The sequence below is a fragment of the Methylomarinovum tepidoasis genome (genome assembly GCF_030294985.1).
Lineage (GTDB): Bacteria > Pseudomonadota > Gammaproteobacteria > Methylococcales > Methylothermaceae > Methylohalobius > Methylohalobius tepidoasis.
Genome location: NZ_AP024718.1, coordinates 140,468 through 166,358, shown reverse-complemented (window position 1 = coordinate 166,358; position 25,891 = coordinate 140,468). Strand labels below are relative to the sequence as shown.

Here is a 25,891-nt window from a genome sequence, read left to right as displayed (position 1 = left end):
ATCATTCATGAGCGACGTGGCAGAACGTGTGAAGAAGATCGTGGCAGAACAGCTGGGCGTGAAGGAAGAGATCTCCAACGACGCCTCTTTCGTCGACGATCTGGGGGCCGATTCCCTCGATACCGTGGAGCTGGTGATGGCGCTGGAAGAGGAGTTCGACTGCGAAATTCCCGACGAGGAAGCCGAAAAGATCACCACGGTTCAGGAAGCCATCGACTACATCGAAAAGCATCTGAATCACTGAGTCTCCGCCCGCAGGCACCTCCTGCGGGCTTTCATATCCAGGTGAGAGCATTGAGCGAGAGAAGGGTCGTCGTTACGGGGCTGGGAATTCTTTGCCCGGTGGGAAACAGCGTCGCCGAGGCCTGGGAGAACATCCTGGCCGGCAGAAGCGGCATCGGGCCGATCGAGTATTTCGACGTCAGCCAGTTCAGCACCCGCTTCGGCGGAACGGTGAAGAATTTCGACGTCACCGAATACATCCCGGCCAAGGAAGCCCGTAAGATGGATCCCTTCATCCATTACGGCATCGCCGCCGCCTGCCAGGCGTTCGACGATGCCGGGCTGGAGGTGCGCGAGGCCGACGCCGAGATGATCGGGGTGGCCATCGGCGCCGGCATCGGCGGCATCACCGGGATCGAGAACGGCCACAGCGCCTTTCTCAAGGGCGGGCCGCGGCGCATTTCCCCGTTCTTCGTGCCGGCCAACATCATCAACATGATCTCCGGCAACTTCGCCACCATGAAGGGCTTGCAGGGCCCCAACTTCGCGGTAGTTTCGGCCTGCGCCACCTCCAACCACAACATCGGCGAGGCCGCCCGTATCATCCGCACCGGTGATGCCGAGGTGATGATCGCCGGCGGCGCCGAATATCCCATTTCGCCGACCGGCTTAGGGGGATTCGCCGCCGCCCGGGCGCTGTCGCGGCGCAACGACGATCCCCAGCGGGCCAGCCGCCCCTGGGACAAGGACCGCGACGGTTTCGTGCTGTCGGAAGGGGCCGGGGTGGTGGTGCTCGAATCCCTCGAGCACGCACGCGCCCGCGGCGCCCGCATCTACGCCGAGCTGATCGGTTACGGCGCCAGCGCCGACGCCTATCACATGACCCAGCCGCCGCCCCACGGCGACGGGGCCGCCCGCTGCATGCGCCGGGCGCTGCACAACGCCGGCATCGCCCCGGAGGCGGTGGATTACATCAACGCCCACGGCACCTCGACGCCGGCCGGGGATCTGGCCGAAACCCGGGCGATCAAGCAGGCTTTCGGCGAGGCGGCCTACCGCATCCCCGTCAGTTCCACCAAGTCGATGACCGGGCATCTGCTCGGCGCCGCCGGGGGGATCGAGGCGATCTTCACCATCCTGGCGCTGCGCGACCAGGTGTTGCCGCCCACCATCAACCTGGACGAACCGGACGAGGAGTGCGATCTCGACTACGTGCCGCACACGGCGCGCGAGGCCAAGGTCGATATCGCCATTTCCAATTCCTTCGGCTTCGGCGGTACCAATTCCACCCTCGTCTTCAAGCGCTTCGACGGTTGAGACTTCCGCCATGGCCGGTCCGGTCTGGATCGACGGTCGCAGGGAAGACAGCGTCTCCGTCTGTGACCGTAGCTTCCAGTACGGCGACGCTCTGTTCGAGACCTTTCTGATCCGGGATCGACGCCCCTGCCTCTGGGAGGCCCATCTGGCGCGGCTGCGCCTGGGGTGCGAACGTCTGGGCATCCCCTTGCCGGCGCCGGAAACCCTGTGGCGGGAGGCCCTGGCCGCCTGCCGTGGCGTCGCTGCCGGCGTGCTCAAGCTGCAATTGACCCGCGGCTGCGGCGGCCGCGGTTATGCCCCGCCCGCCGATCCCCGCCCCACCCGGGTGTTCAGCCTGCACCCGCTTCCTGCCGGACTGGAAGAGAGACGCCGCCTGGGGGTGGCGGTACGCCTCTGCCATACCCCGTTGGGGATCAATCCGGCGCTCGCCGGTCTCAAACACTGCAACCGCCTGGAACAGGTTCTGGCCCGGCGGGAGTGGCGCGACCCGGACATTTACGAAGGGCTGATGTGCGATACCGAGGGCCGGTTGGTGGAGGGGGTGATGACCAACCTGTTTTGGCGTGAGAAAGAACGTGTCCTGACCCCCCGTCTCGACCGTTGCGGGGTGGCCGGTGTGGTGCGGCGCTGGGTGATGGATCGCCTGCGAGCCTGGGGCCTCCAAGTCCTGGAGGTGCGCGCGCATCCGCAGGCTCTGCTGCAGGCGCAGGAGGTGTTTTTGACCAACAGCGTCATCGGCATCGTCCCGGTGATCCGCTGGCAGGATGCACGGGACTGGCCGGTGGGGGAGACGACGCGCAGATTGCAAAGGGTGTGGTCGTCATGAAGCGGCTGGTGTGGGGGCTGATCGTGTTGAGCCTGGTGGCGGCCGGCGGGGCCGCCTGGGTATGGCGCAGCTACCGTCAGGCCCTGGAGCGCCCTCTGGCCTTGGAGCTGCCGCTGCGTTTCGAGGTGCGGCGCGGGGAATCCCTGCGCTCGGTGGCCGAGCGTCTGCATCGTGAGGGTATCCTGCCCCAGCCCCGCTGGCTGCTGTGGTGGGCCCGCCAGCGGGGGGAGGCGGCCGCCGTCCGCGCCGGCGAATACCGCCTGACCCCGGGGCTGACGCCCAAGTCCCTGCTGGCGCTGCTGGTATCCGGCAAGGTCGCCCAGCACCGCCTCACCCTGGTGGAGGGCTGGACGGTGCGGCAGGCTCTGCAGGCCCTGGCGGCGGAACCGGCCCTGCGCCATACCCTGAATGACGTTCCCCTGTCACGGCTGCTGGCGGAACTGGGGCTGCCGCCGGGACATCCGGAAGGGCGCTTCTTCCCCGACACCTACTTTTTCACCCGCGGCGCCAGCGACCGCGACATCCTGCGCCGCGCCTACCGGCGCATGGAACAGGTGCTGGCCGGGGCCTGGGCCGGTCGCGCTTCCGATCTGCCGCTCAAGACCCCTTACGAGGCTTTGATTCTGGCTTCCATCGTCGAGAAGGAGACCGCCCGCCGGGACGAAATGCCGAAGATCGCCGGGGTCTTCATCCGCCGCCTGCGGAAAGGCATGAAACTGCAGACCGATCCCACCGTGATCTACGGTCTGGGGGACAGATTCGACGGCAATCTGCGGCGTCGTGATCTCAAGGCCGACACCCCCTACAACACCTATGTCCATCCCGGTCTGCCGCCGACGCCCATCGCCCTGCCGGGACGCGACGCCATCGAGGCGGCCCTGCATCCGGCGGCGGGAGATGCGCTGTATTTCGTCGCCAAGGGGGACGGCAGTCATTATTTTTCCGCCACCTTGCGCCAGCACAACCGCGCCGTGGCCCGTTACCAGCTGAGGCGCCGGTGAAGCGTGGCCGTTTCATCACCCTGGAGGGGGGCGAGGGCGTGGGGAAGACCACCAATCTGGCCTTCATCCGGGATTTCCTCCGGCAGCGGGGGATCGAGGCGGTTATCACCCGCGAGCCCGGGGGGGTGCCGGTGGCCGAAACCCTGCGGACGCTGGTATTGGAGACGCAGGGGCTGGCGGCGGAGGCGGAGCTGCTGTTGATCTTCGCCGGCAGGGTCCAGCATTTGCGCGATCTCATCGAACCGGCCCTGGCCTCCGGACGCTGGGTGGTGTGCGACCGCTTTGTCGATGCCAGTTACGCCTATCAGGGAGGCGGCCGGGGACTGGACTGGGAACGGATCGAATATCTGGAGCGCTGGCTGGTAAGCCGCCAGCCGGACCTGACGCTGCTGCTCGACGCGCCGGTGGAGGTGGGTCTGGCCCGGGCCCGGGCCCGGGGGGACACCAACCGCTTCGAGGAGGAAACCGTGGCCTTTCTGGAACGGGTGCGTCAGGCCTATCTGCGCCGTTGGCGTCAGGCGCCGCAGCGCATCCGCCGGGTGGACGCCACCCTGCCGCTGGCGCAGGTCCAGCAGGCGATCGCGGCGGAACTGCAACGGTTGCTGGGTGAGCGATGAGCCTGCCGCGCTATCCCTGGCACGAGCCGGTCTGGCGCCGGCTGATGGCGGGACTGAGGCAGGGACGGGTGCCCCCGGCCGTGCTGCTCAGCGGTCCCCGCGGCCTGGGCAAGGGGCGGCTGGCCCATGATTTTGCCGCGAAGCTGTTGTGTGAAACGCGCAGCGCCTGCGGGACCTGTGCCGCCTGTCGCCTGCTGGCCGCTGACAGTCACCCGGATCTGTGCCGTATCGCCCCGGAACCGGGCAAGCCGTTGACCGTCGAGCGGATCCGCCAGCTCAGCGGGCAGTTGACCCTGACCCCCCAATACGACCGCGGGCGGCTGGTGATCGTCGAGGCGGCGGAGCGCATGAATCCGGCCGCCGCCAATGCCTTTCTCAAGACGCTGGAGGAACCGGCTCCCGATACCAGTCTGTGGCTGCTGTGCGAGCAGCCTGCCCGCCTGCCGGCGACGATCGTCAGCCGCTGTCAGCATTTCCGCCTGTGCCCGCCTCCGCCACCGGCGGGAATCGCCTGGCTGGCGGCGCAGGGGATCGACCGGAACCGGGCCGAACTGGCCCTGGCCCTCAACGCCGACGCCCCTCTGGCGGCGCTGGCCTGGCTTCAAGGCGAGGCCTTCGAGCTGCGCCAGCGGCTGTTCAAAACCCTGGAGGCTATTCTTGGCGGCCGCCGCGATCCGGTGATGCTGGTGGCCGCCTGGCAGGAAAGCCCGCTCGATACCCTGCTCCTGCACCTGACGGCGATCGCCGCCGACTGGATCTGTCTGCGCCAGGGCGTCGGCGAAAGGCTGCGCAATCCCGACCGCCGCGACTGGTTGCAGACCTGGGCCCAGCGACTAGACTTAGAGCAGCTGTTCGCTTTCTGGCAGCGGCTGTTGACCTTGCACCAAAGGGTAGAGGCGCCACTCAACCAGACCCTGCAGGTGGAAGCGCTGTTTCTGGAAATCCATCGGCTCCGATCATGACCAAACCGAAACCCAAACAAGGCATCCTGTCGCTTTCCATCAAGGACAAGAACGCTCTGTACGCCGCCTACATGGCGTTTCTGAACAACGGCGGCCTGTTCATACCCACCAGTCGCGAGTATCAGCTGGGGGACGAAGTCTTCATGCTGCTGAGCCTACTCGACGAACCGGAGCGGATCCCCGTGGCCGGTCGGGTGGTGTGGATCACCCCCAAAGGGGCGGAAGGCTACCGCAGCGCCGGGGTGGGGGTCGAATTCAGCGACGAGGACCAGGGCAGGACCCGCGGCAAGATCGAAACCCATCTCGCCGGAACCTTGCAATCCGAGAAGCCAACCCATACCATGTAGCCCGTTTTGGATACTGGAGGCCGGCCGACCGGTGCTGATCGATTCCCACTGCCATCTCGACCGTCTCGACCTCAAGCCTTTCGAAGGCGATTTCGACCGCTTCATGGCCAGGGCCCGGGAGGAAGGGGTGGGCCACATGCTCTGCGTCGGCATCAACCTGTCCACCTTCGAGCGCTGCGCCGAACTGGCGGCCCGTCATCCTGAGGAAATCTCCCTTTCCGCCGGTGAGCATCCCAACGACAGCAAGGGCCAGCCTCTGGACGTGGAGCGGCTGTTGGAATACGGGCGCCGCCGACAGGTGGTGGCCATCGGCGAGACCGGTCTCGACTATTTCCGCAGCGAGGGGGAACTGACCTGGCAGCAGGAACGTTTCCGCCAGCACATCCAGGTCGCCAAAACGCTGAACAAACCCCTCATCGTCCACAGCCGCGCCGCCAAAGAGGACACCCTCAGGATCTGGCAGGAGGAGGGGGCGATGGAGGTCGGTGGCGTGCTCCACTGCTTCGCCGAGGACTGGGACATGGCCCGCCGGGCCCTGGACCTGAACCTCTACATCTCCTTTTCCGGCATCGTCACCTTCAGAAACGCCCAGGCCATCCAGGAGGCGGCGCAAAAGGTGCCCGAGGACCGCTTCCTGATCGAAACCGATTCCCCCTATCTGGCGCCGGTTCCCTACCGCGGCAAGCCCAACTATCCTTTCTACGTCCGCAAAGTGGCGGAGAAGATCGCCGAGCTGCGGGGAACGACTTTGGAACGGGTGGGTGAAACCAGCCGGGATAATTTTTATCGTTTGTTTCCACTCGCATTGAGTGAAAAAACACAAGAACTGGAACTCCAGTGAATGAAAGCTCAGTAAACCGTGTCATTCGTCCGCACCATTCCAAGCTGACCGCACTGGTCCGGTTGTTGGATAATGCTGCCATATTCTTGTCTTTACTTTTCCTTTTGGAATGGACGGAAACGCCTGTTACCTCCCCCTATATCTGGCTTGGAATAGGCGGAAGCTTTCTCTTCGGATTTTTTGCCGAAGCTTTGGAGGTATATCAGTCCTGGCGCGGTTCTTCCTTTTACCGGGAGGCGCGCAGGCTGGCCTTCGCCTGGATTTGCGCCATTGCGGTCCTGATCGCCGTCTTGTTTCTTACCAAGACCGCCACTCTGTTTTCCCGTAAGGTGGTTCTTTTATGGTTCGTGACCGCATTGGTATTGCTCATCGGCTTATATGGCGGGCGGCGTCTGCTGCTTGCCTTCTTTCGCAACCGGGGCAGGAACAGGAAAACCGTGGCGATCGTCGGGGCGAATGCTTTGGGAAAGCGTTTGCAGACAGCCATTGCGGAAATGCCCTGGCTTGGATACCAGTTCGTCGGGTACTATGACGACCGGGAACCGGGCCGGCTGCTGCAATCGTGCACTCCCCTACTGGGCGATTTGAAGCGTCTCTATGAAGATGCCCGCCACAACCGCATCGACTGTCTTTTCATCACGCTGCCCATGAGTGCCGAGAAGCGTATCCGCAGTATCCTTTCCCATCTGGGCGACAGCACCATTTCGGTTTTCTACGTGCCCAACTTTTTCGTTTTCGATCTGATCCAGTCCCGCTGGGACATGCTGCAGGGGATCCCGGTGATCAGCGTCTACGATACGCCCTTCCGTGGCGTGGAGGGGGCGCTCAAACGGGCGGAAGATCTGGTGTTGGGGAGTTTGATTCTGTTGCTGATCAGCCTGCCCATGTTGATCATTGCCATTGGCGTGAAGCTGTCGTCTCCCGGGCCGGTCATCTTCAAGCAGCGCCGCTACGGTTTCAACGGCCAGGAAATTATCGTGTGGAAATTCCGTACCATGACGGTGTGCGAAGATGGTGAAGACGTGAAACAGGCCAAGAAGAACGATGCGCGGGTGACCCGCTTCGGCGCTTTCCTGCGCCGCACGTCGCTGGACGAACTGCCCCAGTTCATCAACGTCCTCCAGGGCACCATGTCCATCGTCGGCCCAAGGCCCCATGCGGTGGCCCACAACGAACAGTATCGCAGGCTGATTCCAGGATACATGCTGCGCCACAAAGTCAAACCCGGCATCACCGGGTTGGCGCAGATCAACGGCTTCCGGGGGGAGACCGACACGCTGGATAAAATGGCCATGCGGGTACGCCACGATATCGAATATATCCGCCACTGGTCTTTATGGTTGGATCTAAAGATCATTTTTCTGACGATCTTCAAGGGATTCCGTTCGCCCAATGCCTACTGAGTCGAAAATCAAGGAGCACAATGTGACAGCTGTCAATCGGTCGCAGAAGCAGCATGGATTTTGCCTTTTGCTTAAAAATGGTGTCCGGTAATTTGTGGACTTTGCAAGAGTGCTAAAAGCTGCGGTGCTTGCATAAATCAGGGAAGTCGTTGTGGGTTGCAAAAAGACCAAAGAAAGTTAAGCCAGCGCCAGGGCTGATGCTAAATCGCATCTGACCCTTGTGCCGGTTTGCCTGGAAGTTTTTGTGAGCAGGAAGAGATTTCTCAAAGACATCGTAATTCTCAGTGGTGGCAAGGCTGTCTCCACGGGGCTTCGTATCGGCTTGGTACCCATCGTTTCCCGGATCTATCTGCCGGATCAATATGGAATCGCAGCCTTGTTCGTTTCTTTGGTCGGCATTCTGGTTCCGGTTGCCGTTCTTTCCTTTCCCCAGGCCATCGTCCTGCCGAAAGAAGAACAGGAAGCGGTGGGGCTGGCGCTTTTTGCCTTCCTTGCGGTTATGGTTTTCTCGATCCTGTTGTGGATGGTGATTGGCGTCTCCACCTGTTTCGGCATGGAAATATTGCCGCAACTGGGCGACTGGTTGTGGCTGTTGCCGCTGGGGGTGCTGCTGCAAGGCATCATCATGGGTTGCGAGGGATGGATGACCCGCCGGCGCCGTTTCGTCCTCAGTTCCCTGGGGGACGTGTTGCAGTCCGGGACCACCAGCGGCATGCGCGTGGGGGGCGGTTACCTGTTGGGAGCGCAATTGTGGCCGCTGATGGCCAGCGTACTGGCCGGCCAGTTGCTGCGGGTCCTCATTTATAGTTTTCATGTGGTTCGTATCGTCCGGCAGGCTGTTTCCTTGAGGTGGATTGACCTACGCCGGATGGTGGCGGAATACCGCCACTTTCCCCTGTATAATACCCCGGCGGCCTTGTTGCGCGCCTTTAATACCCAATTGCCGCTGCTGGTGATCACCTGGCTGTTCACCGCTCGCGAGGCGGGGCAGTATGCCATGGTGAATGCTCTGCTGGTGACGGCATTGACGGTGATCGGCGAGTCGGTCCGCCGCTCTTATCTGCATCGGACGACGCAAGGGGGACTTGAAGGGAAATTGAGAAAGGATTTTCTCACCGTGACCGCATTGATGTTTCTAGTTGCAGCGGGGCCGGTGGCTCTGGTCATGGTGTATGGCCAATGGTTGTTCGCTGTCGTACTGGGGGAAAAATGGGCCGAGGCTGGTGTCTATGCGGCGGCGCTGATGCCCTGGTTGCTGATGCAGTGGACGGCGGTTCCGGCTTCCGCTCTGGTGGTCACTCTGCGCAGGCAGCGTTTCTGGTTGCTGTTCCAGCACGGAATCCTAGCGATGCAACTGGGGGGCATGGCTTTGGGATATTACCTGGGGGGGGATGTCCTGTCGCTGTTGTGGGGCTGTGCGCTGGCCCGGGGGATCATGCTCCTCGGTCTGATCCTATACATGGCCGTGGTTGCAGGAGCTCCGAAGCTGGGAACGATCGCTCGAGTACAGGAGGTGGAAACTTGATTTACGTCGTTTTGGGGGTGGGATTTTCCGGGACCACTTTGGTGAGCGAATTGCTCCATCATAGTGGCATTCGCATGATCGATGTGGACGACGACAACTACGACGCGGGGGGCAAGTACGAGCATCCGGCCTTCCAGGCGGTCAACAAGGCCCTGCTTGGGTTGGCCGACGACCAGGTCAGGCATCTGCGTCCCCGCCATTGTCCCAAAGCGTTATCGCCTGACCAGCAGGAAAGCATGCGAAGACTGATCGCAAATCAACAGGAGAGGTATCAGGACTGGGGGTTCAAGGACCCGCGGACCGTGGTCACCTATCCGCTCTGGAAGAATCTGTTGCCACCGCATCGGCTGATCGCGGTTTACCGCGATCCGGCCGGCAACTGGCCCCGGCACCGCTGGCGGGGATACCGGCGCCGTTATGTCAACGGCTGGCGGGCGTTCGTTCATTTGCGCCAGTGGTGTGAGTACAACACGGCGATACTGAATTTTGGCAGACCGTTGGGGAAGGATTTTCTACTACTGAACTACGAGCGCCTCATGCAAGGGGATGAAGAGCTGGAACGCCTGCGTCGCTTCACCGCCAGGCCGATGGTGGACCGGCGCGACCCGGCCATGTACCGGGTCAGGAACAAAGGCGACCTTCTGTTCCGTGGTGTCCGGCTCTTGATGGATAGCTGTGGTCCCTATTCCCCGGATGCGGTGAGGAAGGCTCTCGAACAAGAAAGAAACCGCCAGCTTGCTCAAGTCACGCGTTGAAATGGAAGTCATCCTCAATATTCCCCTCCATTATCTCGTCGCCGCCTTGCTGCTGTGGCTGCTGGGCTTCTACTGGTTGGTGAAGCATCCTGAATGGATCGCCGCCTTGGTGCTAGCTTTTTTCTTTTTCATGCCTGCCCTCGTGGATCTGGCGTTCGGCGGTAAAAAGATTCCCACCGGGCAGTTGACGCTGCTGATTTTCGGCCCGCCGCTGTTGGCGTCCATGCTGATCAGGAAAACCATCGTCAAACTCGTTGACGTGGCCCTGCTGTTGGCCTACGCCGCCTGCATCGCCATGGCCATTCTCGTCAATGGCCTTTCGTTCTGGGAGGTAAAATCGGCTCTTGTGCCGGTTTTTTTCGCCCTGCTCATCTATCTCAGCATCCATTCCCGGCCGGCGCTTTATCGGCTGTTATGGGTGTATGTCCTTCTGATTCTGGTCAACACCATTGTACAGGGACTGCAGCGCGCTGGTTTCATGTGGGCCTATCTGCCCAGTGAGCTGGAGGTGGCTCAGGCGGGGGGCTTTGTCCGTGGGGTTGGACTTTCTGGCCATTTTGCCATGGCGGGATTGTACGCCGTGGTCGTTTTTCCCATCGCGGCGACCCTGTTCGTGTTTGCGGGGAATCTGCGTCAGAGGATTTTGGCGGTGGTTTTGGGCTTGATCGGCCTGGCGGGGGTGGTGTTTGCCGTGTTGCGTGCCGCCTTGATCGGGGCGGTCCTGGGGGGCATCGATGTTTTGTGGCGCCGGCGGAGCGTCCGGACTCTGTCAGCGGTGGGGGCCATGCTGGTATTGAGCCTGGTGCTGACCGTCGTGATTCCCCCTTTGCACGAGGCGGCCCTGGCGATGCTGACCCATGCCACGACCATCGATGATTCCGCCAGGAATCGGCCCAGGCTGGCGGAGATGGGATTGGCCGCCTGGGAGGAATCACCCATTCTGGGTGGGGGGCCGAATGCGGTGGATCGCCATGTGGGATTTCCTGCCGACCCCCATAACACCTTCGTCAATGTCCTGGCGGAAACCGGGGTGGTCGGTCTGGGGGTCTTCCTGACTGTCCTCGGGCGCGCCTATTTTTCCGCAGTGCGGGCCATCCACCGGGGCTATCGCCAGGAAGGGACGGCCTTAGCGGGGGCGCTGGTGGCCACCCTTCCCGTGGCCTTCTTTCATTCCCTCAATTACATCGTTCTTTTCTGGTTCGTTCCGGCCTTGTGCCTGGCTCTGGGACGGTTGCCAAAGCAGAGGCATGCCGGGATGGTGCCAATGACAGGAAAAAAACACGCAATTGGAAAAAAGCGCCATGAAAAAACGACTCTGTTTCGTGGGGCTGGAGGCCTATCCAGTATTCAATCCTGAAAAGGGGGGGCATCATGGGGGCGAAGGTGTCCAGCAGGCCCTGCTGGCCCGGGCTTTCGTCCGGCGCGGTTACGAGGTCCACATGGTCGTACTGGACCATGGCCAGCCCGATGGGGAAGTCATCGACGGCATCCGCCTGTGGAAGGCCTTTTCCCCCCAGGCCGGGATCTCGGTGCTGCGGTTCGTTCATCCCCGCGCCACCGGTCTGTTGGCGGCGCTGGCGCGCGCCGATGCCGACTTGTATTACCAGTCCTGTGCCGGCGTGGCCACGGCGCTGACCGCCTGGCATTGCCGGCGTCACCGGCGTCCGTTTGTCTACCGAGTGGCCAGCGATACGGATTGCATTCCCGGTCGGCAGCTCATCCGTTATTGGCGTGATCGTAAGCTCTACGAATGGGGGCTGAGACAGGCCGATTTGATCGTGGCCCAAAGCTGCCAACAGCAGGCGTTGCTGCGCCGGCATTATGGACTTGATAGTGAAATGGCTGGGATGCTGGTGGAGGAGTTGGAAAGGTCTACAGGGTTGGAAGCACGGCACTTGGACGTTTTGTGGGTCAACAACATCCGCCCGGTCAAATGCCCGCAGCGGGTGCTGGAGATCGCTGCGGGGTTGCCTGATCTGAGTTTCCGGGTGATAGGTGGTGCTTGTCCTGGGAGTGAAAAACTGTATGCGGACTTGCAACGTCAGGCACAAACCCTCAGTAACCTGGAGTGGAGTGGTTTCCTGCCTTATCACCAAAGCCGGGGAATGTTTGCTAGGGCGAAGTTGCTGCTGTCCACTTCCGACAGCGAGGGTTTTCCCAACACCTATCTGCAGGCTTGGATGGCGGGAACCCCGGTGGTGGCCTTTTTCGATCCCGACGGCATCATCGAACGGGAAGGTTTAGGGGTCGTGGTCTCGAGTGTCCCGCAAGCGGTCGAAGTGATTCGGGATCTGTTGTCGCAGCCTGAGCGTTGGCAGCGGCTGAGCCGGAAAGTGCGGGCGTATGCCTTGGCCCATCATGGTCCTGGGGTGGTCGACCGCTACGAGGCCTTGTTCAGACCGCTTCTGGAGCGGAACTGATGCGCTGTCTGTTCATCGTGCCCTCGCTCAGGCGGGCGGGAGCCGAAACCCAGGTGGTGGCCCTGGTCAACGGCCTGGCGGCTCGGGGGCATGAAGTCCATCTGCTGACCTTTGAACGCCATCTGGATCAGGCTGGGCGGCTGCATGAAAGGGTTCACCATCATGTTGCCCGCCGCCGCTGGAAGTTCGATTTCGGCTATACCCGGGAGATCGCCCGGGTGATCGATCGATACGGTATCCAGCTCATCCACACCACGTTGCAGTTTGCCCTGCTGGCCGGGTGGCTGGGACGCCTCCGGGCCCGTCGGAAGCCGCCCCTCGTGGCCTCCCTGCATACCACGGTCAGCCGTAATGCCAAGGAGGAGTGGCAAACCTGTTTGCTGTACCGACGTTTGCTGCGGCGCTGCGCGAGGGTGATTTTTGTCTGTGACAATCAGCGCGGGTATTGGCTTTCCCGATTCCCTGAACTCAGGGACCGTTCCTGGGTGATTCATAATGGCATACCCCCTGAGAGATTCCGGAGGAGCCAGTTTGTTTCGGCGGGAAAGACGTTGCGGGATCGGTACGGTATCGCTGAACAGGCGGTGGTCTTTGGTTGCATCGCCGGCTTTCGCCCCGAGAAAGCCCATGATCTGCTGCTGCAAGCCTTCGACCGGATCGAGGGGGATGCCTGGTTGCTGCTGGCAGGCGACGGACCGTTGAAAGCGGAGATGGAAGCGCGTGCGTCCAGGGTTGGAAAGGCTGCGCGGATCGTTTTTCTAGGGCAGGTGGAAGACAGTCGTCCGGTCATCGCCGCCTGTAATGCTACGGTGTTGGCCTCCGTGGCGGTGGAAACTTTTTCTATGGCCATGCTGGAATCCATGGCCATGGAGGTTCCAGTCATTGCCCCGGAAATTGGCGGCTTACCGGAGGCGGTGATTCAGGGCCGGACCGGGTTGTTGTTTCCGGCTGGAGATGTCAGTGCTTTGACTGAGAGAATGCAACGGATCGTGGATGATCCCGACCAGGCTTCGGATATGGGGGAAATGGCTCAGGAATGGGTGGCCGAGCGTTTTACCGAAAGCCAGATGCTTGCCCGGACTGCCGATCTGCTCTGTCAAGTCGTGGAGGAGGCTAGTGCAAAGAAGTGACCAGGGCTCCTGCCTGAAGAAGCTAGTCGGTATTCCGAGAAGCGGAACGACTATCATTTTCGAGGCTTTCGCTGCTCACCGGGCACTTGTATGGCTTGGTGATTATTGGGAAATATATGAATTTGCAGGTTTGGAGGTATACCCTGGGTTGATGGAGCGTGCCTTGGGAAAGGTTCCCATCTTGGATTTCAGAGATAAGTATTTGACCAACTTGGGGGAAGAAACGGTAGACAGGATTACCGAGGTCATGCGTTCGGAGTTGGACCGTTACGGTTATGCCTAGGGCATTTTTTATCGTTTTCTCCTTGCTATTTTGCCTGGAAGGATGTGCCATCGCCGGGAATACCGTGATCAATCCCGTTCCCCTGGGGCAATGCTGCGTTTTCGATGCCAGATTCGAGATTCAGCGTTATCCCCGCTATCCACATGATCACGTTAGAGCTTTTCCACGGTTGTTGGTAAACCAGGACCGTTCCCGCACGCTCGTATTGCCTGGCTTTCCGGAAGGAGGCTACCGCATCACCTTCGAGCCTTTGGCACTGCGAGCCGGCCGTGTCTATCGTTTTGCCGTTTCTTTGACTTCCACGGGAACAGTGGGGGTGACCGCCGAAGTGTTCGCCGGGACTAAGAAACTGGCCTCTGAATATGCCAGCATAATCGATAGCGGCAAAATTGAGCTGGTCTTTGAAGCCGATGACCAACCGGTACCTGGAGGTGGCGGGGTCATTGATGTTCTGAGACGGTGGGTGAACGGTCAGAAGGCGGTTCATGTACTGAAGCTGTGGGTCCGTAGCAAGCAGAATGTTTGGATAAACCGAATTGCTTTGCTGGATGATAAAGGCCATTCAGTGGTTTCCGGTCATCGCGCCCTGTTGTTACCCGATGTCGCCTTGGGTGTCTATCGCCGGGGCCAGCAAGGACAGATGAGATTGTTGCCCGCGCCAGATCAAATACCGGTAGACTACAGGGTGGAGGATGTGTCTGGGGAAATCGTGAAGGTTTCTCCATTGGATGGTGAGAGAACCCCTTCTCAGGTTTGGCGCATTCCTCTGCCGACCGGGCAATCCGGATATTTCCGGATACTGGTACGATTGCGGGATCAGGATGGTAAGGAAGAATATGTCAAGCGGGCTTATGTGGTCGTCGAGCCGGTTCGGCTCCCTCCAAAGCGGCGCAGATTCTTCGGTATGTGTACGGAGGAAGAGGGTTTGACCGATTTTGTGCCGGCGGTGGCCACGGCGGATGACCTGTACCGCCTGATGCGCGATATTGGTGTGGGCAGTGTAAGGATGTTCAATCCGGCAATGCCGAATGAATTATCTGAGGATGGTGTTCATTATGATTTTCATGCTCTGGATGCAGCCATAACGACCGCTCATAAGTACGGTATGGAAATTCTTTTGGAATTGGGTTCTAATCGTTTGTCGCGCCTGCCCAAGTGGTTGTTGACCAGCCATCCTGGGGAGGAAACCATCGATTTGCGGAAAGGAATGCGCTTCGATTATCAGAGGAAAGCGTTCGAGGAGAAGGGCTATGACAAGACTCCCTATTTGGATTTGGAAAAATACCGTAGTTACCTGGAGCGATTGTTTGCCCATCTTGGTAGCAGGGTAAAAAATTTTGAGATCTGGAATGAGCCCGGTCACAAATTCCTCCCGGAGGATTTCATTCGTATCGTCAGGATTACCCGGGAAATTCAGAAGCGATATGCTCCAGATAGCCGTTTGGTGGGGTTCAGCAGTACGGCTTATCCGATGTTTGGGCATGGCCGCCGGAGGGGGGAATTTCCGGGGTTTCTAGAGGATATGTTGCGTCTTGGTGGTGGAAAACATGTCGATGTAATTTCCTACCATAGCAGGCATGCTTTTAATTTCTTAGGTAAGGAGGATTGGTCTGATCCATTGACAGATTACGCTGTGCGCATTAGGAAGCTGCTAAACAAAACGGGTTATGAGAACCTGCCGCTGTGGGATACGGAACGGGGTGTGCCCTGGTCCAGTGATGATGGCAGGTTGGACAGGCTTGGTGCTGATGGGGGGCCGGTAGCCTGGTTGAAACCATTTAATCTATTTGAGCCGGCCCGGCAGATGCCGAAGATCTATATGCAGGCCCGGTCACAAGGAGTGAAAAGGGTATTCTGGTTCAACTGGTTTCCAGGTACGCAGAATATTGCTCGTAGTCGTGTGCGGGAATCTTTGTTTGACGCAGGGTTGGAGCCGACACCGGCTATGTATGAATATAGTAGGCTTCATGTATCTATACAGTGATATGGAGATGTTTTTAAGACCTCGAATCTTGCTTTTTGGGCGTGATCCGGCATGGTTTGGTGGTGTCGTCAATTTTCTCGCTGCTCTTCAGAAGGAGACGAAGAAAACCGTAGAATATTATAATTTTACCATTGGGCAACGGCCAGGCAATCCGCTGCCCATTTCCAAGTATCTGACTCCTTTGGTGGATGCGATTTGCTTGACTACGCTAATTTTCCGGGAGCGTTTTGATTCCTATCATGTGAATCCTTCCCTGAATCCTGCATCTCTGATTCGGGATGGATTGTTTTTGTTGATTCTGCGCTGCTTCAAGGCGCGTAACGTTGTCGTGAGTTTTCACGGTTGGGAACCGTCAACCGCTCGGGCGATCGAAAACAATCATTTGTCTCGATTCTTGTTCAGGACGGTCTTCGGCTGGCCCGACCATATTTTGGTGCTGGCTGACAGCTTCCGAGATTGGTTGGTAGCGCAGGGCCTGCCCGCCGAACGGATTCACCGCTTTACCACCATGTTTGATGGCGATGAAGCCAAGTCGGCTGTTGACTCTACTGACCCTTCAGGAGATACAATCAGACTTTTATATCTCTCACGGATTATTCGTGAAAAAGGCATTTTTGAATTGGTGGAGGCATTCTCTACCTTGAGCAGAGAAGATGGTCGTCTCGAATTGGTAATAGCTGGTACTGGATCGGAAGAAAATGTCGTAAGACAGCGCGTCGTCGAACTGGGTCTTGAAGGTCGGGTGCGTTTTCCCGGTTATTGCCGGGGGGGGGACAAATGGAAATTGATTTACAGTTCCGATATTTTTTTACTCCCATCATCCTATGGTGAGGGCTGTCCGGTCTCCCTGTTGGAGGCCATGGCTGCCGGGCTGCCGGTGATCACCACGCCGGTGGGGGGAATTCCCCATATCGTTGAGGACGGAAAGCACGGTTTCCTTCTGGCGGAAGTGACGCCTTGGCATATCGCTGACGGGATCAGGCGCTTGGTCACAGATTCGCAGCTTCGGAAACGTATGGGTGAGCTGAACCGGAAGGAAGCATGGGAAAAATACGAGGCTGAAAAGGTGGCAAGACGTTTTGAGCGGCTTTACCGTGGCGAAGGATGGTCATGACCAAAACTCAGTGTAAATCCGATCGACCGATTTTCGTTGTTGGAACTCCCCGATCCGGTACTACCCTGACGGCTAGAATCCTTGGTCGGCACTCCAAGCTGTTCATGCCGGGGGAGACTCATTTCTTCGAGGACATTTACTCACGGGCAGAAGAATTAGGACTACTGGATAGCCCGCAAGCAGTGAAAAAGATCAGCCAACGCTTATTCAACCTTTATGAGCGTTACAATGAACCGTTCGACCAAAAGCGAATCGAGGGAATTTTCCCGACACCCGATGCCTTGGAGAAAGCGCTGGTAGGTTGTCAGTCCTATGGCGATCTGTTTGCCCGCTTCATGGAGATTCAATGTGACCGTGAAGGGAAATCGAGGTGGGGCAATAATGTGCCCCGGGATCTGTTCTGGGTCGAGGAAATTCTCCGTTTCTTTCCTGATGCCAAGTTTATCGTCTGCGTTCGTGACATCCGGGCATTTCTGCTTTCCTACAAAGGTAAATGGAGAATTACCCGTCGAGAGAATGTGGATCGTTTGAAGGCCCTGTATCATCCGGTCATTACTTCGTTTCTATGGAAATCCAGTATGAGACGGCTTCCGGCCATCCAGAAGGCGGTTCCGCAAAAGAACCTCCTCATCATGCGTTACGAGGATCTGGTGAGAGATCCTGAAGCCTCGGTCCGTCGGCTTTGCCGCACTGTCGAAGAAGAATTTGAACCGGCCATGTTGGAGGTGGATAGTCACAACAGTTCCAATGCGCTTGCTGCCAAGGGAATATTTTCTTCCTCCATCGACCGTTGGCGTACTGATCTTGCTCCGGAGGAAATCGCCATCGCTCAGGCCATCGCCGGCCCTGAGCTGGAGCAACTCGGCTACCGGTTGGAATCCATTAAAGTGTCGCAGCTAAAGGTTGCTGTCTGTATTGCATCGACCCCTTTTGCGCTGTGGCGGGCACTTCGGGCCAACCGGGCTGTTCGGGGGCCAATTGTGCCTTACCTGGTCCGCCGGCTTGGTTCCTTGGTTGCATCGAGTTGAACTGAAATGTATGTTGCCGGCATGGAAAAAGCTGCTCTGCTTCCGATTTTGTTCAACCTGGAAACTGACATCCCAAGGTATGGATTGGCGATATGACGGGTGGATTGCTTTGGAAAATAAACCGTTTGCGAACGATGTCCATACGGGAAGTGGGATTTCGCACTCGGCGGGCGTTGATGCAGAGATGGGAAAGATGGCGGGTACGACAAGGCTGGGAACCCTTGCCGGAGCGACCGGTTGCCCCCCGAACTTTGCTGTTTGACCTGGATTGCTCTTTGATCGAGCGCTGGCATGCCTGTTTTCGGTTCGATCCGGATGCGTATGAGCCTTATCGGCAGGGCCGGATCGACTTTTTTGCCCATGAGCCCATGGATGTGGGTAATCCGGTGCAGTGGCACCGGGATCCCCTGACTGGGATCACTTCGCCACTGGAGTTTGGCAAATATATTAATTACCGTGACGAGTCGCAGGTTGGCAATATCAAGTTCGTCTGGGAACTCGGGCGCCATCAGCACCTGGTGCCGCTTGCCGTGGCCTATGCGGTGTCCGGCGATGAATCCTACCGGACGGCGGTATTGGAGCAGATCGAAGCCTGGATCGCCCAGAATCCCTTTGCGGTGGGAATTCATTGGTGCAGTTCGCTGGAAGTGGCGTTGCGACTGATTTCCTGGGCATTGATTCACAGTTTGTTTGCCCTCCGGGATGGTGCCCAGGGGATCTTCGCGGCAAGTGCTGTGCCCGAAGCGATAGGGCAGTCGATCTTTCAGCAGGCCTGGTTCATACGTCATTACTTTTCCCTATTTTCTTCCGCTAACAATCATCTGATCGGTGAGTTGTGCGGTCTATGGGTGGCCACGACTGTTTTCGAGCTTGGCAGGGAAGGCGAATTATGGCGTGAAGAGGCCCGGCGGGGCTTGGAGCGGGAAATGTTCCGTCAGGTTTACGAAGATGGTGTCAATAAGGAACAGGCCTTCCATTACCATCTGGAAGTGTTGGAATACTTTCTTTTTTCCTGGGTCGTGGGTGCGCGTTCGGGGCAATCGTTTTCCCGACGGTTCCGGGACCGGATGATCGCCATGAGCAATTTTTTGCGGGATATATCCCCCCCGGGAGGTGATCCACCTCATGTCGGGGATTCGGACGACGGCTGTGTCGCCCGGTTCGATCCGTTTTGGCCCCGGCATCCTTATCGCCAGGTGTTGGAGGCAGTCGATGTGGTGTTCGGAAATGCCCAGCCATCTTGGCAAAAAAGCTTCTGGTATGCGGCGATTGCCGGAAAGCGTAGTGATGAGAGGGAACGCTCGGAGATATGGCAAAGGAAATATCCCGTTTCCTACCGGAAAGGGGGGTATGTCGTCCTGGGGGGCAACGGACTGCACCTGGTGTTCGATGCGGGACCGCTTGGCTATTTGAGCATTGCGGCTCACGGCCATGCCGATGCCTTGAGTTTCTGTCTGGCTGTGGATGGCGACTGGTGGTTGGTGGACCCGGGAACCTATTCCTATCACGGTGAACCCGAATGGCGGAATTATTTCCGGGGTACGGCAGCGCATAACACGGTTCAGGTGGCCGGTAGGGATCAATCTGTCATCGGCGGTCCTTTCCTGTGGCTGCGGAAGGCGAATGCCTGGCTTGAGGAAGTGGGTCGGGAAGGGGATGTTCAATGGTGCGGTGGCTGTCATGACGGTTATTCAAGGTTGGGTTGGAAGCATTGCCGGACTGTCAGGTTGGATGTAGCAAGCCGCCGGTTAGAGATTTGGGATCGGCTGGTGGGTCGATCGGAGCAATCGGTCTCGCTGCATTTTCATTTCGCTCCCCAGATTGAGGTGCGTCCAGTGGAGGGAGGGTGGTTGGCGTTTTGGCCAGGAAAGAATACTCGACTTGTGATTCGGCCCGAGGATGGAGAATGGTGGACGGTGCGGGGTAGGGAGAACCCTATTGGTGGATGGTATTCGTCTGGGTTGGGTATGAAACAACCGGCCATCACGCTTCGTGGTCATTATCATGTTGTACCGCCTGTTGAAATAAAAACCATTATTCAGATAAAGGATGGTAGTAGCTATGAGGATTAGTATATTTGGTCTTGGATACGTGGGTGCCGTGTCGGCAGGATGTCTTGCGAACGAGGGGCACGAGGTTGTCGGAGTTGATCCAAATGAAACCAAGGTGGGCTTGATCAATTCGGGAAGGAGCCCCGTCGTTGAAAAGGATATCGATAGGCTTATAGAAAAAGCGGTTTCCAAGGGACTGTTGCGTGCTACGCAGGACGCCGAGGAAGCTGTTTTGGCATCGGATATGTCCCTGATCTGCGTGGGGACGCCCAGCCAGTCCAATGGTAACCTTGATCTCAAGTTCGTCAGAAGGGTATGTGAGGAGATCGGCACGGCTTTGCAGAACAAGGATGACTTTCATGTGGTGGTTGTTCGCAGCACCATGCTGCCTGGAAGCATGCGCTCCATAGTGATCCCGACGCTCGAGGAATATTCTGGAAAACAGGCAGGCACTGACTTTGGGGTATGCAATAATCCGGAATTTCTGAGGGAGGGAACCGCCGTATATGATTATTATCATCCCCCAAAAATTGTGATCGGGGAAACGGACGCGAAGGCCGGAGACCTGTTGGTGAATATTTATGATAGGCTGGATGCCCCGCTGATAAGAACCAGTATAGAAACGGCCGAGATGGTTAAATATGCGGACAATGTCTGGCATGCGTTGAAGGTTGGGTTCGCCAATGAAATCGGTAACATATGTAAGGCGGTAGGTATTGATGGCCATGAGGTGATGGAGATTTTTTGTCAGGATAGGAAGCTGAATTTGTCTCCTTGTTATTTGAAGCCTGGATTTGCGTTTGGTGGTTCCTGTCTTCCCAAAGATGTGCGGGCTTTGACCTACAAGGCGAAGTCTCTGGATCTGGATGTGCCTATTCTCAACGCCATTATGCCTAGTAACCAGAGGCAGATCGAGAAGGGACTGTCCATGATCACTGAAAAGGGCCGCAAGAAGATAGGCATCCTTGGGTTTAGTTTCAAGGCTGGTACCGATGATTTGCGTGAAAGCCCTTTAGTTGAGATCATCGAGCGATTGATAGGAAAGGGCTACGATGTGCGTATTTACGATAGGAATGTCAAGATCGCCAGTCTGATTGGCGCCAACAGAGACTACATACTCAATCACATATCTCACATTTCCAAGCTAATGGTGGATGATATCGATGCGGTATTACAACATGCGGATGTCATTGTAATTGGCAATACCTCCGAAGAGTTTCGGGACGTTCCTAAAATGATCTCAGATGGTCAGGTTATCATCGATTTGGTTAGGATCGTTGATCGGTCATCTGCCGGTAATTATGACGGGATTTGTTGGTGATTCTTATGAAGAATAAACGATCCCGTCGACGTATATTGATTATTGTGGAGAATTTGCCCTGTCCTTTTGATAGGCGGGTTTGGCAGGAGGCAACGACTCTGCAGAAGAATGGTTACGAGGTTTCCATTATATGTCCGGTAGGCAAGGGTTACGATAAACGATATGAAATATTGGAGGGGGTTCATATTTATCGGCATCCCTTGCCAGTGGAGGCAAAAGGTGCTTTCGGTTATCTGGTCGAGTATTCTATAGCCTTATTTTGGGAATTTATTTTAGCCTGGAAGGTTTTCTTCACCAGGGGGTTTGACGTTATTCATGCATGTAATCCTCCGGACAATATCTTCTTGATAGGGTTGATATTCAAACTGCTAGGAAAGAAGTTTGTTTTCGATCATCATGATATAAACCCTGAACTGTATGAGGCAAAGTTTGGTAAACGAGACCTCTTCTACCACATCATAAGATGGTGGGAGCGTCTGACCTTTATGACAGCCGACATATCAATTGCTACGAATGAATCATATAAAAAGATTGCGATAGAGCGTGGGCGAATGAATCCAGAGGATGTGTTCGTTGTCAGAAGCGGCCCCACTCTAGATCGGTTGAAAATATTGCCACCCGTGGAAACGCTCAAGAATGGCAGGAAATATCTGGTGGGTTATGTAGGTGTCATTGGAAACCAAGAGGGCATCGACTATTTGCTGCAGGCCGCAAACTACATTATCAACAAGAAAGGTCGTAAGGACGTGCATTTTGGGATTGTTGGTTCTGGACCGGCTCTTAGCGATATGCAGGCATTAGCAAAGGAGTTGGGAATATCGGATTACGTGACCTTCACAGGTCGGGTGCCGGACAAGGAAATGCTTGAGATGCTGAATACGGCAGACGTATGCGTCAATCCGGACGTTGGCAATGAAATGAATGACAAGTCGACAATGAATAAAATTATGGAGTATATGGCGCTTGGCAAGCCTATCGTGCAGTTTGATTTAACAGAGGGAAAATTCTCGGCACAAAAGGCTTCGCTTTATGCAAAATGGAATTCCCCAGAGGATATGGCGGAAAAAATACTCCATCTCTTGGATAACCCAGATCTTCGGAAAGAGATGGGCGAATATGGAAAGAAGCGTATTGAAAATGAGCTTGAGTGGAAGTATGAGGCCCCAAAGCTTCTGAGGGCCTATGAAGCGTTGTTTAGCCGATAAAGTGTCGACTGCGCATTCATGGCCTTGCCAAGACGGTTCTCCCAAGAGCCTATAGATGCGCGAGAGAGTGCGTGTTCTTGAGTTGAAGACTGATCTTTACCTCGGGCGACGGAGACCGTTTGTTCGTCGGCCTGGGATGTCCCAAGTAGGAGCCTTGGATGGCGGGGCAGAAAGGCAAGGTGCAGGCGGTGATGCTGGGTGTGGGGGCGGCTTTCGATTTTCTCGTCGGTGTCAAGCCCCATGCTCCGCGTTGGATGCAGGTGGTGGGGTTGGAATGGTCGTTCCGGTTGATGTGTGAGCCGCGGCGGCTGTGGCGGCGGTATTTGCTTCTGAATCCCAGATTTCTGTTGCTGGCCGGAAAGCAGTTGCTCCATGAACGTTCCTGATCCTGCCGATATCCGCAACGATCCCTTCATCCGTGGTCTGCTGTCCCGTCTGCCGACGGAACTGCGCGACAGCTTCAGCGACGACCAGCTCCTTGGCCTCAAGATTGCCCTGGGGGCGCGGCGGTGGAAGCTCCATCCGGTGGATTTGCGCGGCACGATTTCCCTGTGGCGGTGGCGTTTTTACTACGTGATCCTGCTCGGGCGCGAGCGCCGGCGTCTGCCGCGTCGGATCGAGCGGGCGATGCGTTGGACCGAGGCGGTGTTTCTGGGAGTCTTGGTGACAGTGGCGACGTTGTTCGGGTTGTTGGTGCTGTATCTGGTCAAATCGGCTCTGGGGATCGACCTGATTCCGGGGTTTTCCCTGGGGATCTGGGGTTGGTTCAAGGCGGAGTTTGGGATTGGTGGCTGATGGGGAGCCTCATTTCAGCAGGCCCAGCAGACGCGCCAGAAAGTGCAGGGCGTTCTGGTTGAGGAAGACGATGGTGAACAGGGTGATCAGCCAGAGAATGGTGAATTTACGCTCCAGGCGGGCTTCCATGCGGATTACGTCGGTGCGCAGGTTGGCGATGTCTTCTTTTAGTTCGGTACGGACATTGGCGATGTCTTCCTTGAGTTCGGTGCGCAGGTTGGCCAGGTCTTCCTTGGTGGCCAGTTCGTTGCGCAGTTCGTGCTTGAGCTCTTCCTTGGCTTCGAGCTTGCGCTGCGCGGCGATTTCACGGCTGCGCTCCTCGAGATGGGCGAGGCTGACCTCGATCGATTCGGCGACTTTTTTGGCTTCCTCCCGTCCGAGCCGGTCTTCCAGGAGTTGGTAGATTTCGATGGGGACATGCATGATTTTGGCAAGGTTCTGTCATTGGGCTTCGGGCATGATAGCAAATCCGTCTGATGTGTGATTTTTTACCTGAGATGCCCGGTGGTGGCGCGGTGAGGTCGTTGTCCAGGTTGCTGGCCCCTGATCTGTCTGGGGGGCTCAATCCTGATTCCGCGCTGTTGTCACCCCTGGGGCTTGCCTATGCACAGGCCCACGGTTGTGCTTCCTTGTTGTATGTCAATCTCAAACGCCACGGGCTGCTGGCGCGATTGCCTACAGAGATGGCGGTTGCGCTGAAGGGGGCCTACCGTCGTGACACGGTGCGCTATCTGCGTCACCGTCACTGCCTCAGGCAGATCTTGGCCTTGTTCGAACGAGCGGGGATCGAGACCCTGTTGCTCAAGGGGGCGGCGACCTTCTGCGACGATCTGTATGGCGATTCCGGCGCCAGGGCCATGGGGGATCTCGACATTCTGGTGCCGGAGTCCCAAAAGGAGCGGGCCCGGCGGGTGTTGCTGGAGAACGGTTTCCGCGAGGAATGCCCGCCGGCGGCGGTGTTGGCGGGGGACGTGTTCGACCGTCGCCACCATCACCTGCCGCCGTTCTACGATGCCCGCCATCAGGTGGTGATCGAGCTCCACTACCGGGTCTGTTACGGCCAGGGGAATCGCATTCTCCCGACGGCGCGGGTCTGGGGACGTCGGCAGACGGTACTTTGGGAGGGACAGCGGACGGCCATTCCGGCCCCCACCGAAAGGGTGTTGCACAATGTGGTGCATGCCCTCAAAAAGGAGTATCTGACATCCCGGATCAATCTGATGCAGATGGCGGAATTCGCCTGGCTGGTGGCGCGTTACCGGGAATGGATCGACTGGCAGGCGCTGCTTTCCCTGTGCGAACGCCAGGGTTTTCGCACCCCGCTGTTGGCGTATGCGGTGTTGGCCGGGGAGCTGTTCGGGACGGAAACGCCGTTGACGGGACAGGCCGGGCGTCGGGTGCGCTGGAACGCGCGGCGCCTGCTGATGGGGCTGCGGTTTTCGGTACCGGTGGAAACGGCCGGTTGGGGCGAATCGCTATGGCGCATGACGCTGACGGCTTATTATCGCCTGAACATGCTGCCCTGGGCCTGGCGCAACATCTGTTATGCGCCGGGCTGGCAAAATCTCCCGGCCCGGGTGGTCTGTCTGCTGCGCAAGTTGCCTGCGGGATTGAAAGCTTGGGGCGATCCGGATTATGATTCCAAGCGGGAGCGGTTGTAGCTGTCAGAATTTTTTACAATTCGGCTGTGGTTGCGTGTTGGGAATCGTCAGAGGGTGTTCAAGAGATTGAATGTAATATATTTTTCTATTAAGGTCTGATTGTTGCATAGTGATATCTGGGTTTGATCCTATAAGGAGAATCAGTGATGATGAAGATAATGCGTTTATGTTTTGGGCTGGCCTTGCTGCTGGCCGGCAGTTTTGCGGGGGCGACCCCTGTAAATTGCGGAGGGAGTTATCCCTACTGCGACATCGATGGGAGTGCGGCGACAGGGGCCAGTGGGGTGGCCGGGGTGCCGGACGGGACCGACGTCATCACCATCTCGGAAAACGCGGTCCCGCCAGGGATCGTGACTTATCTCGATACCGGCTCTGGAACGCCGGTGCCGCAGAAAAGCGGCGGTCCGGCGGCTTTGGACGCGTTTTCCTTTGGCGATACGGTCCGGGCGGGTGAGCTGTTCGATTTCACCTACTTGACTCAAACAGCTCTCAATGTCGCTTTGAGCAACTGGGGATCATCTTTAGTTGATACCTTGGTTTGGACCGTGGTGTGGAACGCCCCTTCCACCATGGCCGATCCTGACACCAGCAAATACCACAACGATGTCCAGGTGCCATGGAGCAGTCTTTCCAGCTCTTTGGGTCCCGGATGGCAGTTCTTCACCGACCCTGTGGTGCTGGACGAGCGGGGTGAGTGGCAGGTGGATTCCTACGTCAACGGTGTTTTTATCCAGGGTTGGAAATTCACCGTGCCGGAGCCGGGCAGCCTCTTTTTGGTGGGTGTCGGGCTGCTCGGACTGATCGTGCGGCACAGGGGCAAATGTGCCATACTGAAAATCGGATGAGTTTTTTGTGAGGTATCGACGATGAAAATGGATCAGCAAGCTAAGAAACAGGCCTATCAACCTCCCAAGTTGACCGATTTTGGGGAGGTCTCCCATCTGACCCTGGGGCGTACTTCCATTCCCGCCGGTAACCCGCCGGGGCCGGGCGATATCGGCTCTGGCGGAGGCGGCGGGTTCCAGCCGCCCTCTCCCTAGAAAGAAGCCCAGTATAAAGAATCCCGCTCCAAGAGCGGGATTC

General features: G+C 57.7%; 26 protein-coding genes. 25 read left to right on the top strand and 1 reads right to left on the bottom strand.

The window, feature by feature from the left end; translation table 11 throughout:
- Positions 1-7 precede the first annotated feature (7 nt).
- The 22 genes from acpP (at position 8) to MIN45_RS00705 (ending at position 23,147) form a co-directional block, all read left to right on the top strand.
- Positions 8-244, top strand: a complete 237-nt coding sequence (acpP, locus tag MIN45_RS00810; RefSeq protein ID WP_286292736.1) for an acyl carrier protein — start codon at positions 8-10, stop codon at positions 242-244.
- Between the two features lie 50 nt (positions 245-294).
- Positions 295-1,539: a beta-ketoacyl-ACP synthase II gene (fabF, locus tag MIN45_RS00805; RefSeq protein WP_286292735.1), complete on the top strand. Its 1,245-nt coding sequence runs from the start codon at positions 295-297 to the stop codon at positions 1,537-1,539.
- Between the two features lie 10 nt (positions 1,540-1,549).
- The gene (pabC, locus tag MIN45_RS00800; protein ID WP_286292734.1) at positions 1,550-2,365 is read left to right on the top strand and encodes an aminodeoxychorismate lyase; all 816 of its coding nucleotides are present in this window, start codon (positions 1,550-1,552) and stop codon (positions 2,363-2,365) included.
- A complete protein-coding gene (gene mltG, locus MIN45_RS00795; protein WP_286292733.1) occupies positions 2,362-3,366 on the top strand; it encodes an endolytic transglycosylase MltG in 1,005 nt (334 codons plus the stop codon). The genes pabC and mltG overlap by 4 nt, the downstream gene beginning before the upstream one ends.
- Positions 3,363-3,983 carry a dTMP kinase gene (gene tmk / locus MIN45_RS00790; RefSeq protein ID WP_286292732.1) on the top strand — a complete coding sequence of 207 codons (621 nt, stop codon included), beginning with the start codon at positions 3,363-3,365 and terminating at the stop codon, positions 3,981-3,983. The genes mltG and tmk overlap by 4 nt, the downstream gene beginning before the upstream one ends.
- A complete protein-coding gene (gene holB / locus MIN45_RS00785) occupies positions 3,980-4,945 on the top strand; it encodes a DNA polymerase III subunit delta' (protein WP_286292731.1) in 966 nt (321 codons plus the stop codon). The genes tmk and holB overlap by 4 nt, the downstream gene beginning before the upstream one ends.
- Positions 4,942-5,292 (top strand): PilZ domain-containing protein, encoded by a 351-nt coding sequence (locus tag MIN45_RS00780; RefSeq protein WP_286292730.1) that lies wholly within the window; start codon positions 4,942-4,944, stop codon positions 5,290-5,292. Before holB ends, MIN45_RS00780 begins: the two co-directional genes overlap by 4 nt.
- Positions 5,293-5,323: 31 nt before the next feature.
- Positions 5,324-6,133: a TatD family hydrolase gene (locus tag MIN45_RS00775; protein WP_286292729.1), complete on the top strand. Its 810-nt coding sequence runs from the start codon at positions 5,324-5,326 to the stop codon at positions 6,131-6,133.
- Positions 6,130-7,536 (top strand): undecaprenyl-phosphate glucose phosphotransferase, encoded by a 1,407-nt coding sequence (locus tag MIN45_RS00770; protein WP_286292728.1) that lies wholly within the window; start codon positions 6,130-6,132, stop codon positions 7,534-7,536. The genes MIN45_RS00775 and MIN45_RS00770 overlap by 4 nt, the downstream gene beginning before the upstream one ends.
- Positions 7,537-7,756: 220 nt before the next feature.
- Positions 7,757-9,061 carry a lipopolysaccharide biosynthesis protein gene (locus tag MIN45_RS00765; RefSeq protein ID WP_286292727.1) on the top strand — a complete coding sequence of 435 codons (1,305 nt, stop codon included), beginning with the start codon at positions 7,757-7,759 and terminating at the stop codon, positions 9,059-9,061.
- Entirely contained in the window at positions 9,058-9,816 is a 759-nt protein-coding gene (locus MIN45_RS00760; RefSeq protein WP_286292726.1) for a sulfotransferase, read from the top strand. The genes MIN45_RS00765 and MIN45_RS00760 overlap by 4 nt, the downstream gene beginning before the upstream one ends.
- 1 nt (position 9,817) lies before the next feature.
- Positions 9,818-11,173, top strand: coding sequence for an O-antigen ligase family protein (locus MIN45_RS00755; RefSeq protein ID WP_286292725.1), 1,356 nt, complete (start codon positions 9,818-9,820; stop codon positions 11,171-11,173).
- Positions 11,118-12,236, top strand: a complete 1,119-nt coding sequence (locus tag MIN45_RS00750; RefSeq protein ID WP_286292724.1) for a glycosyltransferase family 4 protein — start codon at positions 11,118-11,120, stop codon at positions 12,234-12,236. Before MIN45_RS00755 ends, MIN45_RS00750 begins: the two co-directional genes overlap by 56 nt.
- Positions 12,236-13,366 (top strand): glycosyltransferase family 4 protein, encoded by a 1,131-nt coding sequence (locus MIN45_RS00745; protein WP_286292723.1) that lies wholly within the window; start codon positions 12,236-12,238, stop codon positions 13,364-13,366. The genes MIN45_RS00750 and MIN45_RS00745 overlap by 1 nt, the downstream gene beginning before the upstream one ends.
- A gap of 275 nt (positions 13,367-13,641) precedes the next feature.
- Complete coding sequence (locus MIN45_RS00740) at positions 13,642-15,633, top strand: beta-galactosidase (protein ID WP_286292722.1); 1,992 nt, start codon at positions 13,642-13,644, stop codon at positions 15,631-15,633.
- Between the two features lie 7 nt (positions 15,634-15,640).
- A complete protein-coding gene (locus MIN45_RS00735; protein ID WP_286292721.1) occupies positions 15,641-16,747 on the top strand; it encodes a glycosyltransferase family 4 protein in 1,107 nt (368 codons plus the stop codon).
- The gene (locus MIN45_RS00730) at positions 16,744-17,775 is read left to right on the top strand and encodes a sulfotransferase family protein (RefSeq protein WP_286292720.1); all 1,032 of its coding nucleotides are present in this window, start codon (positions 16,744-16,746) and stop codon (positions 17,773-17,775) included. The genes MIN45_RS00735 and MIN45_RS00730 overlap by 4 nt, the downstream gene beginning before the upstream one ends.
- Before the next feature lie 275 nt (positions 17,776-18,050).
- Positions 18,051-19,847: an alginate lyase family protein gene (locus tag MIN45_RS00725; RefSeq protein WP_286292719.1), complete on the top strand. Its 1,797-nt coding sequence runs from the start codon at positions 18,051-18,053 to the stop codon at positions 19,845-19,847.
- Entirely contained in the window at positions 19,837-21,147 is a 1,311-nt protein-coding gene (locus MIN45_RS00720) for a nucleotide sugar dehydrogenase (protein ID WP_286292717.1), read from the top strand. Before MIN45_RS00725 ends, MIN45_RS00720 begins: the two co-directional genes overlap by 11 nt.
- A 5-nt stretch (positions 21,148-21,152) precedes the next feature.
- Positions 21,153-22,352: a glycosyltransferase family 4 protein gene (locus tag MIN45_RS00715; protein WP_286292716.1), complete on the top strand. Its 1,200-nt coding sequence runs from the start codon at positions 21,153-21,155 to the stop codon at positions 22,350-22,352.
- A 158-nt stretch (positions 22,353-22,510) separates the two neighbouring features.
- Positions 22,511-22,738, top strand: a complete 228-nt coding sequence (locus MIN45_RS00710) for a WecB/TagA/CpsF family glycosyltransferase (RefSeq protein ID WP_286292715.1) — start codon at positions 22,511-22,513, stop codon at positions 22,736-22,738.
- Complete coding sequence (locus MIN45_RS00705; RefSeq protein WP_286292714.1) at positions 22,725-23,147, top strand: hypothetical protein; 423 nt, start codon at positions 22,725-22,727, stop codon at positions 23,145-23,147. The genes MIN45_RS00710 and MIN45_RS00705 overlap by 14 nt, the downstream gene beginning before the upstream one ends.
- Positions 23,148-23,156: 9 nt before the next feature.
- Here MIN45_RS00705 and MIN45_RS00700 read toward each other — a convergent pair whose 3' ends face one another.
- A complete protein-coding gene (locus MIN45_RS00700; protein ID WP_286292713.1) occupies positions 23,157-23,570 on the bottom strand; it encodes a serpin family protein in 414 nt (137 codons plus the stop codon).
- 101 nt (positions 23,571-23,671) lie between these two features.
- Between MIN45_RS00700 and MIN45_RS00695 the strand changes: the two genes are divergently transcribed.
- The 3 genes from MIN45_RS00695 to MIN45_RS12405 all read left to right on the top strand — a co-directional run bounded on the left by MIN45_RS00695 (position 23,672) and on the right by MIN45_RS12405 (position 25,848).
- Positions 23,672-24,808 (top strand): nucleotidyltransferase domain-containing protein, encoded by a 1,137-nt coding sequence (locus tag MIN45_RS00695; protein ID WP_286292712.1) that lies wholly within the window; start codon positions 23,672-23,674, stop codon positions 24,806-24,808.
- A gap of 146 nt (positions 24,809-24,954) precedes the next feature.
- Positions 24,955-25,653 carry a PEP-CTERM sorting domain-containing protein gene (locus MIN45_RS00690; protein ID WP_286292711.1) on the top strand — a complete coding sequence of 233 codons (699 nt, stop codon included), beginning with the start codon at positions 24,955-24,957 and terminating at the stop codon, positions 25,651-25,653.
- 21 nt (positions 25,654-25,674) lie between these two features.
- Entirely contained in the window at positions 25,675-25,848 is a 174-nt protein-coding gene (locus MIN45_RS12405; protein WP_422732667.1) for a lasso RiPP family leader peptide-containing protein, read from the top strand.
- The last annotated feature ends 43 nt before the right edge of the window (positions 25,849-25,891 follow it).

Excerpts from the sequence above, each read along its gene's own strand:
- acpP (WP_286292736.1), top strand. The coding sequence starts at position 8 with ATGAGCGACGTGGCAGAACGTGTGAAGAAGATCGTGGCAGAACAGCTG.
- pabC (WP_286292734.1), top strand. The coding sequence starts at position 1,550 with ATGGCCGGTCCGGTCTGGATCGACGGTCGCAGGGAAGACAGCGTCTCC.
- mltG (WP_286292733.1), top strand. The coding sequence starts at position 2,362 with ATGAAGCGGCTGGTGTGGGGGCTGATCGTGTTGAGCCTGGTGGCGGCC.
- holB (WP_286292731.1), top strand. The coding sequence starts at position 3,980 with ATGAGCCTGCCGCGCTATCCCTGGCACGAGCCGGTCTGGCGCCGGCTG.
- MIN45_RS00780 (WP_286292730.1), top strand. The coding sequence starts at position 4,942 with ATGACCAAACCGAAACCCAAACAAGGCATCCTGTCGCTTTCCATCAAG.
- MIN45_RS00755 (WP_286292725.1), top strand. The coding sequence starts at position 9,818 with ATGGAAGTCATCCTCAATATTCCCCTCCATTATCTCGTCGCCGCCTTG.
- MIN45_RS00750 (WP_286292724.1), top strand. The coding sequence starts at position 11,118 with ATGAAAAAACGACTCTGTTTCGTGGGGCTGGAGGCCTATCCAGTATTC.
- MIN45_RS00745 (WP_286292723.1), top strand. The coding sequence starts at position 12,236 with ATGCGCTGTCTGTTCATCGTGCCCTCGCTCAGGCGGGCGGGAGCCGAA.
- MIN45_RS00740 (WP_286292722.1), top strand. The coding sequence starts at position 13,642 with ATGCCTAGGGCATTTTTTATCGTTTTCTCCTTGCTATTTTGCCTGGAA.
- MIN45_RS00735 (WP_286292721.1), top strand. The coding sequence starts at position 15,641 with ATGTTTTTAAGACCTCGAATCTTGCTTTTTGGGCGTGATCCGGCATGG.
- MIN45_RS00730 (WP_286292720.1), top strand. The coding sequence starts at position 16,744 with ATGACCAAAACTCAGTGTAAATCCGATCGACCGATTTTCGTTGTTGGA.
- MIN45_RS00720 (WP_286292717.1), top strand. The coding sequence starts at position 19,837 with ATGAGGATTAGTATATTTGGTCTTGGATACGTGGGTGCCGTGTCGGCA.
- MIN45_RS00715 (WP_286292716.1), top strand. The coding sequence starts at position 21,153 with ATGAAGAATAAACGATCCCGTCGACGTATATTGATTATTGTGGAGAAT.
- MIN45_RS00710 (WP_286292715.1), top strand. The coding sequence starts at position 22,511 with ATGGCGGGGCAGAAAGGCAAGGTGCAGGCGGTGATGCTGGGTGTGGGG.
- MIN45_RS00705 (WP_286292714.1), top strand. The coding sequence starts at position 22,725 with ATGAACGTTCCTGATCCTGCCGATATCCGCAACGATCCCTTCATCCGT.
- MIN45_RS00700 (WP_286292713.1), bottom strand. The coding sequence starts at position 23,570 with ATGCATGTCCCCATCGAAATCTACCAACTCCTGGAAGACCGGCTCGGA.
- MIN45_RS00690 (WP_286292711.1), top strand. The coding sequence starts at position 24,955 with ATGATGAAGATAATGCGTTTATGTTTTGGGCTGGCCTTGCTGCTGGCC.
- MIN45_RS12405 (WP_422732667.1), top strand. The coding sequence starts at position 25,675 with ATGAAAATGGATCAGCAAGCTAAGAAACAGGCCTATCAACCTCCCAAG.